The 15772-nt window shown below is 64.2% G+C and carries 15 protein-coding genes; 9 read left to right on the top strand and 6 right to left on the bottom strand.

What is annotated here, in order from left to right:
* Positions 1–20 precede the first annotated feature (20 nt).
* Positions 21–1106: a patatin-like phospholipase family protein gene (locus tag GJV26_RS20100; RefSeq protein WP_155710520.1), complete on the top strand. Its 1086-nt coding sequence runs from the start codon at positions 21–23 to the stop codon at positions 1104–1106.
* Positions 1107–1131: 25 nt separating this feature from the next.
* Here the strand turns inward: GJV26_RS20100 and hemW are convergent, their stop codons facing one another.
* The 5 genes from hemW to GJV26_RS20075 all read right to left on the bottom strand — a co-directional run bounded on the left by hemW (position 1132) and on the right by GJV26_RS20075 (position 5751).
* Positions 1132–2385, bottom strand: coding sequence for a radical SAM family heme chaperone HemW (hemW, locus tag GJV26_RS20095; protein WP_155710519.1), 1254 nt, complete (start codon positions 2383–2385; stop codon positions 1132–1134).
* Complete coding sequence (gene rdgB, locus GJV26_RS20090) at positions 2382–2966, bottom strand: RdgB/HAM1 family non-canonical purine NTP pyrophosphatase (protein WP_155710518.1); 585 nt, start codon at positions 2964–2966, stop codon at positions 2382–2384. Before rdgB ends, hemW begins: the two co-directional genes overlap by 4 nt.
* 137 nt (positions 2967–3103) lie before the next feature.
* Positions 3104–3838, bottom strand: coding sequence for a ribonuclease PH (gene rph, locus GJV26_RS20085; protein WP_155710517.1), 735 nt, complete (start codon positions 3836–3838; stop codon positions 3104–3106).
* A gap of 15 nt (positions 3839–3853) precedes the next feature.
* A complete protein-coding gene (locus tag GJV26_RS20080) occupies positions 3854–4768 on the bottom strand; it encodes a PP2C family protein-serine/threonine phosphatase (RefSeq protein WP_155710516.1) in 915 nt (304 codons plus the stop codon).
* Between the two features lie 5 nt (positions 4769–4773).
* The gene (locus GJV26_RS20075; RefSeq protein WP_155712610.1) at positions 4774–5751 is read right to left on the bottom strand and encodes a serine/threonine-protein kinase; all 978 of its coding nucleotides are present in this window, start codon (positions 5749–5751) and stop codon (positions 4774–4776) included.
* A gap of 100 nt (positions 5752–5851) precedes the next feature.
* Here GJV26_RS20075 and GJV26_RS20070 point away from each other — a divergent pair, with 100 nt between their 5' ends.
* The 5 genes from GJV26_RS20070 (at position 5852) to GJV26_RS20050 (ending at position 11026) form a co-directional block, all read left to right on the top strand.
* Positions 5852–6742 (top strand): YicC/YloC family endoribonuclease, encoded by an 891-nt coding sequence (locus GJV26_RS20070; RefSeq protein ID WP_155712609.1) that lies wholly within the window; start codon positions 5852–5854, stop codon positions 6740–6742.
* A gap of 102 nt (positions 6743–6844) precedes the next feature.
* Positions 6845–7486 (top strand): guanylate kinase, encoded by a 642-nt coding sequence (gmk, locus tag GJV26_RS20065; protein ID WP_155710515.1) that lies wholly within the window; start codon positions 6845–6847, stop codon positions 7484–7486.
* Positions 7487–7656: 170 nt separating this feature from the next.
* Positions 7657–7860: a DNA-directed RNA polymerase subunit omega gene (gene rpoZ, locus GJV26_RS20060; protein ID WP_155710514.1), complete on the top strand. Its 204-nt coding sequence runs from the start codon at positions 7657–7659 to the stop codon at positions 7858–7860.
* 63 nt (positions 7861–7923) lie between these two features.
* Positions 7924–10203 carry a RelA/SpoT family protein gene (locus tag GJV26_RS20055; protein WP_155710513.1) on the top strand — a complete coding sequence of 760 codons (2280 nt, stop codon included), beginning with the start codon at positions 7924–7926 and terminating at the stop codon, positions 10201–10203.
* 193 nt (positions 10204–10396) lie between these two features.
* On the top strand, positions 10397–11026 hold the full coding sequence (locus tag GJV26_RS20050; protein WP_155710512.1) for a transposase: 630 nt from the start codon (positions 10397–10399) through the stop codon (positions 11024–11026).
* Between the two features lie 90 nt (positions 11027–11116).
* Here the strand turns inward: GJV26_RS20050 and greB are convergent, their stop codons facing one another.
* On the bottom strand, positions 11117–11680 hold the full coding sequence (gene greB / locus GJV26_RS20045; RefSeq protein ID WP_155710511.1) for a transcription elongation factor GreB: 564 nt from the start codon (positions 11678–11680) through the stop codon (positions 11117–11119).
* Positions 11681–11734: 54 nt separating this feature from the next.
* Between greB and GJV26_RS20040 the strand changes: the two genes are divergently transcribed.
* From GJV26_RS20040 to GJV26_RS20030, 3 genes are all read left to right on the top strand, one after another.
* On the top strand, positions 11735–13189 hold the full coding sequence (locus GJV26_RS20040) for a sensor histidine kinase (RefSeq protein ID WP_155710510.1): 1455 nt from the start codon (positions 11735–11737) through the stop codon (positions 13187–13189).
* A gap of 12 nt (positions 13190–13201) precedes the next feature.
* A complete protein-coding gene (locus GJV26_RS20035) occupies positions 13202–13849 on the top strand; it encodes a response regulator (RefSeq protein WP_155710509.1) in 648 nt (215 codons plus the stop codon).
* 149 nt (positions 13850–13998) lie between these two features.
* Positions 13999–15570, top strand: a complete 1572-nt coding sequence (locus tag GJV26_RS20030; RefSeq protein WP_155710508.1) for a GGDEF domain-containing protein — start codon at positions 13999–14001, stop codon at positions 15568–15570.
* Positions 15571–15772: the final 202 nt, after the last annotated feature.

Raw genomic sequence — 15772 nt, 5'->3', positions numbered from 1 at the left:
CGGCCGGCTTACAATGCGGCATGGACTCACCGATCACCATCCGCCTCGGCGCCCGCGCCCGCCAGCGCATCGCCGCCGAAGGCTTGCAGGCTTCCGACATCGCCATCATTCCCGCCGCGGCCGGCGGGCCGAAAGGCCTGATCCTGAACGGCATCGACACCTGGCTGTTCGGCGACTGGCTGCCCCGGGCGCCGCGCGAACGGCAGCTGATCGGCGCCTCGATCGGCGCCTGGCGCATGGCCGCCGGCGCGTTCGCCGACCCGGTGGCCGCGCACAAGCGGCTGGCTTACCACTACACGCACCAGACTTACCCGGCCCGGGTCGATTCGGCCTATGTGACGCGCACGGTGCGCGGCCTGCTGGAAGAAGTGCTGGCGGGGCATGGCCACGAAGTCATCGCCCATCCGCATCATCGCGTGACCGTGATCACCGCGCGCGGCATCGGGCCGCTGGCCAATGCCGGCGGCGTGCGCTGGCGGGAACTGGCGGGGTTCCTGCGGGCCGCGGCCGGCAATGCCGTATCGCGCAGCCGGCTGGCGCGCGGGATGGAGCGGGTACTGTTCCACGATGCGCGCGACGAAGGCGGCTGGCTGCGCGAGCGTTTCGATGCGTTCGCGTCGCGCTTCGTGGCCCTGGGTCTGGACAACCTGCGCGACGCGCTGCTGGCCTCCGGCTCGATTCCGCTCGTGCTCGAAGCCGTGCGCGACATCGCAGGCGCGCCGCCGGGGGCTTACTGGGATGGCGGCCTGATCGACTACCACCTGCACCTGCCCTACCAGCGCGATCCCGGCCTGGTGCTGTACCCGCACTTCACCGACTACATCGTGCCCGGCTGGCTCGACAAATCGCTGCCGTGGCGCCGTGCGCCGGCGCAGTCCGGTCACCTGGCGCTGGAAAACGTGATCCTCGTTTCCCCTTCGCCGTCGTTCGTCGCCCGGCTGCCGAACCGCAAGCTGCCGGACCGGAACGACTTCAAGCGCTACGGGCAGGACCACGCGGCCCGCATCCGGGACTGGACCTATGCGATCGGGGAAAGCGAACGGATGGCCGAGGCGCTCGCCGGGTGGGCGGAGAAGCCGGACCTGGCGCTGGCGTCAGCGTTCTAGTCCGGCTTCGGTCAGGCAAGGAATATCAGGCGAGGAAGATCTGCTGCAGGTCGTTGAGGAACCGGTGTCCCAGCTCGGTCGGCCGGATGATGGCGTGATCGCGGTAGATCAGCCCCTTGCCTTCGGCTTCGTTCAGGCCCTTCTCGATCGTGTTCAGCGCCAGGCCGGTGCGCTCGGTGAACAGGTTCGGGGCGAAGCCGCCCTGCAGGCGCAGCGTGTTCAGCATGAACTCGAAGCCCATCTCGGCGCGCGGGATCTCGTGCTCTTCCTGCACCGGCGTGCCGTTGGCCACCTGCTCCATGTACGATTTCGGCTGCTTGTAGCGGGCCTGCCGCAGCACGCGGTGCGGGAACGACAGCTTGGTGTGCGCGCCGGCACCGATACCCAGGTAGTCGCCGAACTGCCAGTAATTCAGGTTGTGCTTCGCCTGGTGGCCGGGCCGCGCATAGGCCGACACCTCGTAATGGCCATAGCCGGCCGCGCCGGTCATGTCGGCGACGAGGTCCTGCATGTCCGCGCTGGTGTCGTCGTCCGGCAGTTCTGGCGGATACTTCGCGAATACCGTGTTCGGTTCCATCGTCAGGTGGTACAGCGACAGGTGCGGCGGCTGGTATGACAATGCCGTCGCCAGGTCGACGCGCGCCTCGTCCAGCGTCTGCGACGGCAGCGCGTACATCAGGTCGAGGTTGAAGTTGTCGAAGTTCGCCAGCGCGATCTCGACCGCACGGCGGGCCTCGCCGTCGTCATGGATGCGGCCCAGCGCCTGCAGGTGGTGCGGATTGAAGCTCTGGATGCCGATCGACAGCCGGTTGATGCCGCTGGTCCGGTAGCTGCGGAATTTCTCGGCCTCGAAGGTGCCGGGGTTGGCTTCCATCGTGATCTCGGCATCGCCGTCCAGCGGCAGCAGCGTGCGCAGGTCCGACAGCAGCCGGTCCAGGCCCGCGGCGGACATCAGGCTCGGCGTGCCGCCGCCGATGAACACCGTGTGGATGCGGCGGCCCCAGATCAGCGGCAGCGCCATTTCCAGGTCGAGGCGCAGCGCATCGAGGTACTGTTTCTCGGGCACCTCGCCGGTGGCTTCGTGCGAATTGAAGTCGCAGTACGGGCATTTCCGCACGCACCACGGCCAGTGCACGTAGAGTGAAAGAGGCGGCAGTGCCGCGAGGTTCAGGGCGCCCGGCTGCAGGTATTGCGCTGCAACGCCGGCGGCGGCATCGATGGTGCGGGCCGGCGCTGCGCTCTTGCCGCTGCCCGCGCCAACCGGTTTGATGGGGATCATTTCAGCTTCTCTACCAGCGCGCGCAATGCCTGGCCGCGATGGGACAGGCGGTTTTTCTCGTCGGGTGCAAGTTCCGCGGCCGTCTTGCCCAATTCGGGAATGTAAAAGTGCGGATCGTAGCCGAAGCCGCCGGCGCCGCGCGCCTCGGCCTGGATGACACCGCGCCAGACGCCGTCGGCGATGACCGGCTGCGGATCGTCGGCATGGCGCACGAACACCAGCACGCAGTAGTAATAGGCCGATTTGTCGTCATGCCGCGCCAGGTCGGCGACCAGTCTGGCACTGTTGGCGGCATCGGATTTCGGCTCGCCCGCATAGCGCGCCGAGTAGACGCCGGGAGCGCCGCCGAGCGCGTTGACGCAGACGCCGGAATCGTCGGCCAGCGCCGGCAGCCCGGTGAGCCGAGACGCATGGCGCGCCTTCTGCAGCGCGTTCTCGACGAACGTGTGGAACGGTTCGTCCGCCTCCGGCACGCCGAATTCGCCCTGCGCGTGCACGTCGAAGCCGACGGTGGACAGCAGTGCGTTGAATTCCTTCAGTTTGCCCGCGTTGTTCGAGGCAAGGATGAGCTTTTGGGTCATGAAATGAAAATCCGAAAAATCCGGGACGGACCCTGTTTTTGAGGAAAGATCCGGGACGGCCCTTGTTTACGAGAAAATTTCCTGCAAACAGGGTCTGCCCCAATTTGGGGCCCCCATTCGAGTTGGGGGCAACTATTTTACCCCGCCAGCCCCAGTTCGCGCTTCTGCAGCCGGATCAGGTCGGCGATGCCGGCATCGGCCAGGTCGAGCAGCCGGTTCATCGTGGCGCGGTCGAAGGCGGCGCCTTCGGCGGTGCCCTGTACTTCGACAAAGTGGCCGGCATCCGTCATGACCACGTTCATGTCGGTGTCGCAGGCGGAATCCTCCGGGTAGTCCAGGTCCAGCACCGGCGTGCCCTGGAATACGCCGACCGAGATCGCGGCGACGAAGTGCTTCACCGGCACGGCAGGGATCGCCCCCTTGTCGACCAGCTTCGTGAACGCATCGTAGGCGGCGACCATGGCGCCGGTGATCGACGCGGTGCGGGTGCCGCCGTCGGCCTGGATGACGTCGCAGTCCAGGTGCAGCGTGCGCTCGCCGAAGCCTTGCAGGTCGAACGCGGCGCGCAACGAGCGGCCGATCAGGCGCTGGATTTCCTGCGTGCGGCCGCTTTGCTTGCCCCGGGCGGCTTCGCGGTCCATGCGCGAATGGGTGGAGCGCGGCAGCATGCCGTATTCCGCCGTCAGCCAGCCCTGCCCCTTGCCCTTCAGGAAGCCCGGCACCTTCTCTTCGAGGCTGGCGGTGCAGATCACCCTGGTGTCGCCGCATTCGATCAGTACCGAGCCTTCGGCATGCCGGGTGTACTGGCGGGTCAGGCGCACGGTGCGCAACTGGTCGACGGCGCGGCCGCTGGGACGGGTATCAAGGGTCATGAATGCTTTCTAACGTTATTTGAGTAACTGGGAGGATCGTTCGATGGCCACGCGGATCTCGGCGATGGCCCGGTCGATCTCGGCTTCGTCGAACGGATCGGCGGGCGCGATCGTGGTGCTGTGCAGGTCGCCGGGCAAGGTTTCCGTGGCGATCATGGTCGATCCGGCAGCCGGCGCATCGTTGATGCCCGGCGCGCCTTGCCAGGCGATCGCCAGGCCGGTGACGTTGTCGCTGGTGGCGCCGGCCCGCTGCAATGCGCAGCGCAGCAGGTGCGGCACGGCGCTGTCGACGGGGCCGGAGGAAAGAGCGGTCACCAGCTCTTCTTCCGGCAGCACGGCCCACAGGCCATCCGAGCATAACAGCATCACGTCGCCGGGCGCCAGGCTGGCCTGCCGCGACAGCTCGACCTTCGGCGCCGCGGTCGCGCCCAGGCAGTTGTACAGCTTGTTCCGGTCCGGATGCGTATCGCGGGCCGATGCCGGCACGCGGCCGGCATCGATCAGTTTCTCGATATGCGAGTGGTCGCGCGTGCGCGCCAGGATGCGCCCGCCGCGCAGCCAGTACAGCCGCGAGTCGCCGCAGTGCGCCCACGTGGCGGCATTGTGCTGTACCAGGCAGGCGACGATCGTGGTGCGCGGCGTCTCCGGCATGCCGTGCGCCGCCGCGTGGCGGTGGATCTCGCGGTGCGCCGCGTGGCACGCGTCTTCCAGGAAGCGCTCGGGGCCCTTCACGTACGGGTCGGCCTGCTGCTGGAACAGCGCGGAAATGGTCTGCAACGCAATGGTGGCGGCCACTTCGCCGCGCGGGTGGCCGCCCATGCCGTCGGCCAGCACCAGCAGCAGCGCATCGCGCGTGAAGCTGTAGCCCATCCGGTCCTGGTTCATCCGGCGGGCGCCGATGTGGCTTTCCTGGTAGACGGAGAATCGCATGGTATCTAGTGCTGCAGAGTGTCGGATGCTTCGGCGCCTCGCGCCGGCCGCAGGCGCCGCGCCAGCGTGCGCAGCCGCGCGAACGGGCCTGCCGGCGGCGGCGGCGCGGGCGGCGTCTGCAATGCTTTCTGCAGTTCGAACAGGCTTTGCGGCCGCGCCAGCGGATCGCTCGTCAGCGCCCAACGCACCAGCTGCAACAGCTCGGGAGAATAACGCTCCGCCAGCTTGCCGTAATGTTCATCCATCCTGTCGGCGTTGCGGCGCTCCTGGGCCGGCTGCGGCGGCGCGCCCGCCATGCAGGCGAACATGGCCGCGCCGATGCCATAGGCGTCGGTCCACGGCCCCAGCGGCGAAGTCTTGACGGTGAGCTCGGGGGCGGCAAAGCCCGGCGTAAACATCGGCATCAGTGTCAGCGCCCCGCTGTTGATGATCTGCCGCGCCGCGCCGAAATCGAGCAGCATCGGCGTGCCGTCGGTACGCAGGTAGATATTGGCCGGTTTTAAATCGAGGTGCAGCAACCCGTTCGCATGCACTTCGCGCAATCCCTTCAATACCTGGATAAAAACCTGGCGGATGAATGCCTCGCCGATCCTGCCGCCCTTGGCCCGCTGGTGCGATATATGGTCCTGCAGCGTATGGCCGGATTCATAAGCCATGACCATGTACACGGTATCGTGGGCCCGGAAGAAGTTCAGGACCCGCACCACGTTTGGATGGGCAATCCTGGCGAGCGTGCGGCCTTCTTCGAAAAAGCATTTCAGGCCGATGCGGAACACGGGCAGATTGGCAGCAGAAACGCTTGGCGCCAATTCTCCCTCTTGACGCAATGCCAATGCGCTTGGTAAATACTCCTTGATGGCGACCGCATTGCCTTCCGTGTCATAGGCGAGGTAGACGATACTGAACCCGCCGGACGCAATTTTCTTTACAATGCGGTATCCAGCCAGCTCCAACCCATCCGGTAACGGTACGTTCGCAACCATGCGTTTCTTCGCCTCAACTAACGCAACTGAGACCGGATTGTGTGGACAAAACGAAGCATTGTAAAGATAAAATCGGGGATATCCATTGAGCATTTCCAGCATGACGGGCTACGCGGTTGCCACCAGCGAAAGCGCGGCGGGAACTCTGACCATTGAAATCAAGAGTGTCAATTCCCGTTTTCTCGACCTTCAATTCCGCATCAATGATGACCTCCGGGCGTTGGAACCCGACCTGCGGGCCGCGATCATGGCCGCCATCACGCGCGGCAAGGTGGAAATCCGGTTGAGTTTCGGCCGCAAGGCCGCTGGCGCGGGTACCCAGGCGCTGAATATCCCCCTGCTCAATGAACTTGCCCGCCTGCAGAACGAGGTGACCGCGCATTTCAGCGGCGCGCATGCGATGTCCGTGGCGGAATTGCTGCGCTGGCCCGGCGTGGTCGAGGAAGCGCAGATCGGCCAGGAAACGCTGCAGGCCGACGTGGCCACGCTGATGGCCAAGACCACCGGGGCGTTCGTCACCAGCCGCCAGCGCGAAGGCGCCGCGCTCGAGGCCATGCTGGTTTCGCGCATCGAGGCCATGGAGGCCATCGTCAGGCGCATCACGCCGCTGATCCCGCAAGTCGTGGCCGCGTTCCAGCAGAAGGCGATCGAGCGCATGCAGGAAGCGCTGGGCCTGGCATCGCAGGGATCGAACGCCGCGCTGTCGCGCCAGGATGCGATGGAACGCATCCGCCAGGAAGTGATCCTGTACGGCATCCGCATCGACGTGGCCGAGGAGCTGGGCCGGCTGTCGGCGCACCTGTCGGAAACCCGCCATATCCTGAAAAAGGGCGGCCAGGTCGGCAAGCGCCTCGATTTCATGATGCAGGAACTGAACCGCGAAGCCAATACGCTGGGCGCCAAGGCGTCGGTCAAGGAACTGGCGGACGCTTCGATGGAACTGAAGCTGCTGATCGAGCAGATGCGCGAACAGGTACAGAACCTGGAGTAACCGGTCACTATCGATCACGCGGGGGCGTGCAAAATCGGTTGCTCTTGGTAAAATACGCGTTTTGTACCCGTTCGGGCCACGCGCCCGCGAAGCGAGATTGAAATGAACCAACACTTCTCCGGCAGCCTGTTCATGGTTGCGGCCCCTTCCGGTGCCGGCAAGTCCACGCTGGTCAATGCGCTGCTGGCGCAGGAGCCGGCAATCAAGCTGTCGATCTCCACCACCACGCGCCCGCCGCGTCCGGGCGAGGAACATGGCCGCGAATATTTCTTCACGACGGTCGAGGATTTCACGGCACGCGTCGATGCCGGCGAGTTCCTGGAGTGGGCCGAAGTGCACGGCAATTACTATGGCACGTCGCGCCTGTTCGTCGCCGAGCAGATGCGCGCCGGCACGGACATCCTGCTGGAAATCGACTGGCAGGGCGCCCGCCAGGTCAAAAAACAGTTCCCGCAGGCGGCCGGCATCTTTATTTTGCCGCCATCGATCGCGGCACTGGAAGAACGGCTGCACAAGCGCGGGCAGGACGAGCCGCACGTGATCACGCGCCGGCTGCTGGCGGCGGGCGGCGAAATCGCCCACGCGCCCGAGTTCGAGTATGTTATTATCAATGAAGAGTTTCCCGTCGCCTTGTCCGAACTGACTGCGATCGTCCGATCGGCCCGATGCCGGTTTGCGCAGCAGGCGGCACGCAATGCATCGCTGTTTGCCCAATTGGGCATTCACGCCGAACTGCATGACTGAAGTCGCGGTCACATGGCTGAATTCGCGAATTTGGACCTGATTCGGAACCCGATCCGGGATCCAATTCGCGACGTTATCTTGTGACTGAACCGCAAGGCTGAACCGCATTTCCTGTTTTGAAATGCCGTTTTATCCCCTTTTATTTTTCAGATTTCTGCCCAGGAGTTACCATGGCCCGTATTACGATCGAAGATTGCCTGCAACATGTGCCGAACCGCTTTCAGCTGACCCTGGCCGCCACCTACCGCGCCCGCCAGCTGCTGCAAGGCCACACCCCGAAGGTGGATGCCAAGGACAAGCCGACCGTGCTGGCACTGCGCGAGATCGCTGCCGGCAAGGTCGGCATCGAAATGCTCAAGAAGGTTCCGATGTAATTTTGATGCTCCGGATTCACCGCACCGCCACAGGTTCTTCAGTTGAATTACACTGCGAACACCATGAACCTGAATTCCACCGAATCCGGCATCACTGAACGCCCCGTTTCGCGAGGGCGCCGTTCGGCCGCCCGGCCGGACGGCGATGCCGCCCAGTCTCCCGCCATTTCCACCTCCCCTCTCGCCGCTCCCATGATTCCCGCGGGCGTGGCAACCATCAGCCACCTGACTGAAAAGCTTGCCGAGTACATGACCGAGGCCGACCTGAAAAAGGTCAAGGAAGCCTACCGGTTCTCGGACGAGATGCACCTGGGCCAGGTGCGCAAATCGGGCGAGCCCTATATTTCGCACCCGATCGCCGTGGCCGAGATCTGCGCCGACTGGAAGCTCGACGCCCAGGCACTGATGGCGGCGCTGCTGCACGACGTGATGGAAGACCAGGACGTCAAGAAGGAAGAGCTGATCGAGCGCTTTGGCGCGCCGGTCGCGCAACTGGTCGACGGCCTGTCCAAGCTGGAAAAGATCGAGTTCCAGAGCCAGATCGAGGCGCAGGCGGAGAACTTCCGCAAGATGCTGCTGGCGATGGCGTCCGACGTGCGCGTCATCCTGATCAAGCTGGCCGATCGTCTGCACAACATGCGCACGCTCGACGTGATGGCGCCGGCCAAGAAGCAGCGCATCGCCAAGGAAACGATGGAAGTGTACGTGCCGATCGCGCACCGGCTCGGCCTGAACAACATCTACCGCGAGCTGCAGGACCTGTCGTTCTCGCACCTGCACCCGCTGCGCTACAACGTGCTGGCCAAGGCCGTCAAAGCCGCGCGGGGCAACCGGCGCGAAGTGGTCGGCAAGATCCTCGACTCGGTCAAGAACACGCTCGGCATGGCCGGCATCCACGCCGAAGTGTATGGCCGCGAAAAGACGCTGTACGGCATCTACAACAAGATGCGCACGAAGCAGCTCACTTTTTCACAGGTGCTCGACGTGTATGGCTTCCGCGTCGTCGTCGACAGTTTCCCGAACTGCTACGTGGCGCTGGGCACGCTGCATTCGCTGTACAAGCCGATGCCGGGCAAGTTCAAGGATTACATCGCGATCCGCAAGCTGAACGGCTACCAGTCGCTGCATACCACGCTGATCGGCCCGTACGGCACGCCGGTCGAGTTCCAGATCCGCACGCAGGAAATGCACCGCACCGCCGAATCGGGCGTGGCGGCGCACTGGCTGTACAAGAACAGCGATGCCAACATGACCGACATGCAGCAGCGCACCCACGCGTGGCTGCAGTCGCTGCTCGACATCCAGCAGCAGACCGGCGACTCGGCCGAGTTCCTGGAACACGTGAAGGTCGACCTGTTCCCCGACTCGGTGTACGTGTTCACGCCGAAGTCGAAGATCATCGCCATGCCGCGCGGCGCCACGCCGATCGATTTCGCGTATGCGATCCACACCGGCATTGGCGACCACACGGTATCGGTGACGATCAACGGCGAACCCGCCCCGCTGCGCACCGAGCTTCGCAACGGCGACATCGTCGAGATCGTGACGGACAGCGATTCGCGGCCGAGCCCGAGCTGGCTGAGTTTCGTACGCACCGGCAAGGCGCGCTCGGCGATCCGGCATCACCTGCGCACCATCAACCTGCCCGAATCCATCGGCCTCGGACGGCAACTGCTGCAGCAGGCGCTGGCGGCGATCAGCATCTCGCCGGATGTGCCGGAACCGCTGGTGGAACGGCTGCTGAACGAATCGTCGGCGAAGTCGATGGACGAACTGCATGCCGACATCGGCATCGGCAAGCGGATGGCGGCGCTCGTCGCGCGGCACATCTTCGGCCTGATGGGCGGCGAATCGGCCTCGGTGCCGATCGACCACAACTCGGCCGCCGACCTCGATCCCGTGACGATCTACGGCAGTGAAGGCGTGTCCGTGCAGCTGGCGCCATGCTGCCTGCCGATCCCGGGCGACCAGATCGTTGGCCAGTTGCGGCGCGACCAGGGGCTGCAGGTGCACACGTCCGATTGCAGCGTGGCGCGGCGCCAGCGGCAGAAGGAGCCGGAGCGCTGGATCGCGGTCAAGTGGGGCACGGAACTGAACCGTCGCTTCGACAGCCGCATCCGCCTGCTGATCAACAACGAAAAAGGCATCCTGGCCCGCGTGGCCGCCGAAATCGGCGAATCCGACGGCAACATCACGTTCGTCGGCATGGACGAGGACAACGACCACGTACTGCACCAGCTGCGTTTCACCATCCAGGTCAAGGACCGGGTGCACCTGGCCGGGCTGCTGCGCAATGTGCGGAAGGTTACCGGCGTGAACCGGGTTTCGCGCGAGCGGGGATAACTGCCGGCACAATTCGCGGCCTGGTGTCGGACACTTTTTCTGGACGACCTTTCCAGAAAAGGTGTCGGACACCGGTTGTCCCTCGCGCTCGCACCAATAGCCAACGTTGGACCCTGGTTCTTCCTTGCGCCCGCACAGGTCACTTGTAACAGACCAGTAAGAAAATAGCGACTTCCCATCTCCGGAGCAAAACATGTCGCGGCTCCCCCGCTTGCTGTTGCCAGGTGTGCCGCTGCACATCATCCAGCGTGGTCATAATCGGCAGCCATGCTTCTTCATTGACTCGGATTACCTGGTTTATCTCGAGTGGCTAAGCAAGCATGCTTCCGCTGTCGCCTGTTCGATTCACGCGTATGTGCTGATGACCAATCACGTGCACATCCTGGCCTCTTTCGACGACGTCATGCTGGCGCCTGAACTGATGAGACGGCTCGGACAGCAATACACCCGGTATCTCAACAAACGTCTGGGTCGCACGGGATCGATCTGGGAGGGCCGTTACTGGTCGCACCCGGTTCCTACGGAACGCTATCTGCTGACCTGTCAGCGCTATGTTGAGGCAAATCCGGTGCGGGCTGCGATGTGCTGGCACCAACGTGACTACCGCTGGTCGAGCTATCTTGGGAATGCCGGCTTGGGCACGGATCGCTTGTTGTGCCCCCATGAGCTGTACCTGCGCCTGGGACTCAGCGACGTGGAACGCCACTTGAACTACCAGCGCTTGTCCGATGAAGCGCTGCACCAGGATGAGCTGGCGCGGTTTCGCAGCTTGATGAAGGAGACAGCACCACGGGGGCGGCCCAGGAAGATCGCGGGAATCTGACAAAGGCAGGTGCAAGCAAAAAAAACCGGTGTCCGACACCTTTTTCCGAGAAACCGGGAAAAAGTGTCCGACACCAGGGCTTCTGACCAGCTACCGTTCCGCCGCCGCCGGGTACGTCACCGCCAGTATTTCCAGCTCCTCCACCCCGGTCGGCGTGTGCAGCGTCACGACATCGCCCTCGCGTGCCTTGGTGATGGTGCGGGCGATCGGGGAGATCCAGCTGACCTTGCCCTTCAGCGGGTCGAATTCGTCGATGCCGACGATCGTGATCGTGTTCTCGGCGCCATCCTGGTTGCAGTAGGTGACGGTGGCGCCGAAGTAGATCTGGTCGCTGCCGTGGTGCACGCTGGGGTCCACCACTTCGGCAAGGTCCAGCCGCTTGGTCAGGAAGCGGATGCGGCGGTCGATTTCGCGCAGGCGCCGCTTGCCGTAGATGTAGTCGCCGTTTTCGGAACGGTCGCCGTTCGATGCGGCCCAGTGCACCACCCTCACCACCTCGGGCCGGTCGACGTCGATCAGCTGCAGCAGTTCTTCCTTGATGCGCCGGTAGCCGGCCGGCGTCATGTAATTCTTCGCCCCGGGCGGGATCGGCGGCGCCTGCTGGACGTCGTCGTCGTCTTCCTGCTCGGTTTCTTTAACAAAAGCTTTGTTCATGAGAAGTGGTGTTTCACGTATCATCCTGCCAATGCGGAACGATTGTACACATTTATGAGCGCTGCCCGATTCGGCTCGCACGCCTCGTGCCACGAAGCGGTGTGGGATGCCACGCGTTCCCAGCTGTTCCTGATCGACCGCGGCACGCTGTACCTCCTCGATGCCAATCCCGCCGCCCGCACCCAGGCCGGCCATGAAGCCGGTACCCCCTTCGCCGCCATCGCGCCGGCACTGCCGCGCGAGCAGTTCGATGCGGCCGCCGACAGCGGCGCCATCGTCAGCACCGTGCTGGCGCGGGCGGACGGCACCCGCTACCGCGTGTCGCTGCGCCTGCAAGGGATACGCCATGGCGACAGGGACTGCGTGCTGGCCATCGCGGAAGACGAGAGCCACGCCGACAAGCTGCAGCAGGTGCAGTCCCGCTTCGAGGCGATCGTGTCGCACACGCCGGGCCTGGTGTACCAGTTCCGCCGCGAACCCGATGGCCGCGTGTCGTTCCCCTACCTGAGCGAAGGCTGCCAGGCGCTGCTCGGCCTGGCATCGGGCGAACTGGCGGCGCAGCCGGAGCAATTCGCGCAGCTCGTGCTGGAGGAAGACCGGCAATCCTACGTGGACTCGATGACATCGTCCGCCGCCACGCTGTGGAGCTGGAACTGGGAAGGCCGCATCTGGATCGAGGCTTGGAAGGATGTCAAATGGATCAACCTGCGTGCGTCGCCACACGTGCTGCCGGGTGGCGCGGTACAGTGGGAAGGCATCATGACCAACATCACCGAGAGCAAGCTGGAGGAACTCGAAGTGCGTGCCAGCCGCGCGCGCCTGGCGGAACTGACCGCCCACATCGAGAAAGTGAAGGAACAGGAACGCACGCGGATGGCGCGCGAGATCCACGACGACCTGGGCGGCAACCTCACCGCCATCAAGATGGCGCTGGCGATGCTGGCCGCGCGCCTGCCGGCCGGCGATACCGCGCTGGCCGAGAAGGCCGCCTATGTCGACGAACTTGCCGACCGCACCATCGAAGCCGTGCACCGCATCACGCTGGACCTGCGTCCGTCGATCCTCGATTTCGGCCTGGTTGCGGCGCTCGAGTGGCAGGTGAAGGAATTCGCCACGCAGGCGGGCCTGGCCTGCACCTTCCACTCCAACGCCAAGGATGTGGCGCTCGACGCCGACCAGGCCACCGCGCTGTTCCGCATCGTGCAGGAGGCGCTGACGAACATCGCCAAGCACGCGCACGCGACCAGCGTGGCGGTGCGCCTGCACGGCACCCGCCAGCACGTGGGCGTGAAGATCACGGACAACGGCCGTGGCATCCGTGCCGCGGACCGTGCCAAGCCTGGCTCGTTCGGCCTGCGTGGCATGGCCGAGCGCGCCCGGGCCCTGGGCGGCACGCTGAACCTGTCGCATGCTCCGGGCGGCGGCACCGTCGTGGCGATCCGCATCGGCCGTACCGGCCCGGGCCTTGGCCCGGAAGCGGCTACAATTCGGCCTGCAACAACGAACTAGGAACCAAGCAGCATGAGCGACAAGGCAGCCATCAAGGTCTTCATCGCGGACGATCACGCGATCGTGCGCGAAGGCCTGAAGCAGATCCTGGCCGACACGCGCGATATCGTGGTGGCCGGCGAGGCGGAAAACGGCAGCGACGCGTTGCGCCTGTTCCGCAAATCGGGCTGCCACGTCGTGCTGCTCGATATTTCGATGCCCGACCGCAGCGGCATCGAAGTGCTCAAGCAGATCAAGAAGGAAAAGCCGGAGCTCGCCGTGCTGATGCTGTCGATGCACCGCGAGGACCAGTATGCGATCCGCTCGCTCAAAGCTGGCGCGGCCGGCTATCTCACCAAGCAGAGCGCGCCGAAGGAGCTCGTCACCGCGATCCGGCAGGTAGCGGGCGGATTGAAATACATCAGTGCCGCCCTGGCCCAGGAGCTCGCCAACCACGTTGGCGAAGACCATGAAACCGCGCTGCATGAAACGCTGTCCGACCGCGAGTACCAGACGCTGACGCTGATTGCTTCCGGCATGACGGTCGGTGCGATCGCCAAGGAACTGTCGCTGTCGGTAAAGACGGTCAGCGAATACCGCGCCCGCCTGCTGGTCAAGATGAAACTGAAGAACAGCGCGGAACTGACCCACTATGCGATCAGGAACGGCTTGATCGATTGAGGTTCGCTGGCAACTTGGACAACTGTTTTCCAGAAACTCCTGGTTCCGGAAATAAAGGAAATTAGCCCCGCTGCTCCGTGCATCGGCAAATCCATTGTTACTTTAAGATGGGAAGCTACAGGTAATCCTTTGTAAAGGCTGCAAGCGCGATGTCGAGCAAACCCCCAAGCCCTGCTGATCAGAATCCGGCCGAGATTGCACGCGAGGCATTTCGCCGCCTGGCGGTGCGCCGCATCTCGCCAACGCCGGATGCCTATCGCGACATTTACAATGAAATCGCCGGCATTCCGGCGCCGGCGCCCGTGGTGGCGATTCCCGCCGATCCGGGCCCCGAGAACGTGTTGAGCCGCTTCGCCTCGCGGATCGCCGAACAGCCCGGCGAGCTGGCCGATTTCGGCCGCCGTTTCAACCGTGCCGTAAAGACGCGCGACTGGGATGCCTATGCCACGGCGCTGTCGCAACTGGCCGAGCGGCCGGTGAAGAAGGGTGGCATCGAACTGGCGCCGATGGCCGAGGGCGAGCAGACCCGGCTGCTGCGCGACCTGCTCAGCCGTACGCTGACGCTGGCGGTGGCGTCGCTGCTGGCGGGCGCGCCGGCCATGGCGGAGGAAGCGGCATCGCTGGGCGCGGCGACGAAGGAAGCGCATACGGAGGCCGACCTTTCCGAGATCGCCGTGCGGCTGAAACAGCTGTGCTACCAGATCGAACTGAAGCACGGCGACACGGCCGAGCAGCAGGAGCTGCTGCTGCGGCTGTTCCGCCTGCTGCTGGAAAATGTCAGCGAACTGCTGGACGACGATTCATGGCTGCGCGGCCAGGTCGACGCCGTGCAGGCGCTGATCGCGGGCCCGCTCGACGCACGTGCGCTGGAAGCGGCCACCCGCACGCTGAAGGACGTGATCTACAAGCAGAGCCAGCTCAAGCACAGCATGGCGGATGTGAAGGCCACCGTGAAGAACATGGTGATGACCTTCATCGACCGCCTCGGCCAGGTGGCCGCCACCACCGGCGACTTCCAGGAAAAGATCGGCGCCTATTCCGAGAAGATCAGCCATGCCAACGACATCACCGAGTTGAACCAGATCCTCGACGACGTGCTGCACGATACCCGCGTGGTGCAGGCCGAAGCGCTGCAGGCGCGCGACAACATGATGACCGCGCGGCAGGAAGTGCAGGAAGCGGAAGAGCGCATCAAGTCACTGGAAACGCAGCTGCAGCACATGAGCGAGCTGGTGCGGGAAGACCAGCTGACAGGCAGCCTGAACCGCCGCGGCCTGGACGACGTGTTCGAGCGCGAAACGGCCCGTGCCGATCGGCGCGGCACGCCGCTGTGCATCGCCGTGCTGGACCTGGACGATTTCAAGAAACTCAACGATACGTACGGCCACATCGCCGGCGACAGCGCGCTGAAGCACCTGGTCAAGATCGTCAAGGAAACGCTGCGTTCGATGGACGTGATCGCCCGCTTCGGCGGCGAGGAATTCCTGATCCTGCTGCCCGAGACCGCGGTGGACGCGGCCGTTGCCACGATGACCCGCCTGCAACGGGAACTTACCCGGCATTTCTTCATGCACGAGAATGAAAAGGTGCTGATCACGTTCTCGGCCGGCGTGGCGTTGCGCCGCCAGGGCGAAGACCAGACCGCGCTGGTATCGCGGGCCGACCGCGCCATGTACGTGGCGAAGAAGTCCGGCAAGAACCGGGTCATTGTCGCGGAGTAGAGCCCTCTACCCCGTTCCTGTGGTTGATACTGAAGAGCCCGGCAATGCCGGGCTTTTTAATTTGTCAGCAAGAATCGTGAAACATCATTAAATATCTGTCATCGCGTACTGATTCAGCGCAAAAAACTTCAATATTTTCCCCAAATCACCTAAAGATTTCCATACGGAATCCGTTACCAGTAACAACAGCGGCTTGAGCGTC

The organism is Pseudoduganella dura, assembly GCF_009727155.1.
GTDB lineage: Bacteria > Pseudomonadota > Gammaproteobacteria > Burkholderiales > Burkholderiaceae_D > Rugamonas > Rugamonas dura.
Note: the sequence above shows the minus strand (reverse complement) of the source record. Positions and strands in the feature narration are given on the sequence as shown.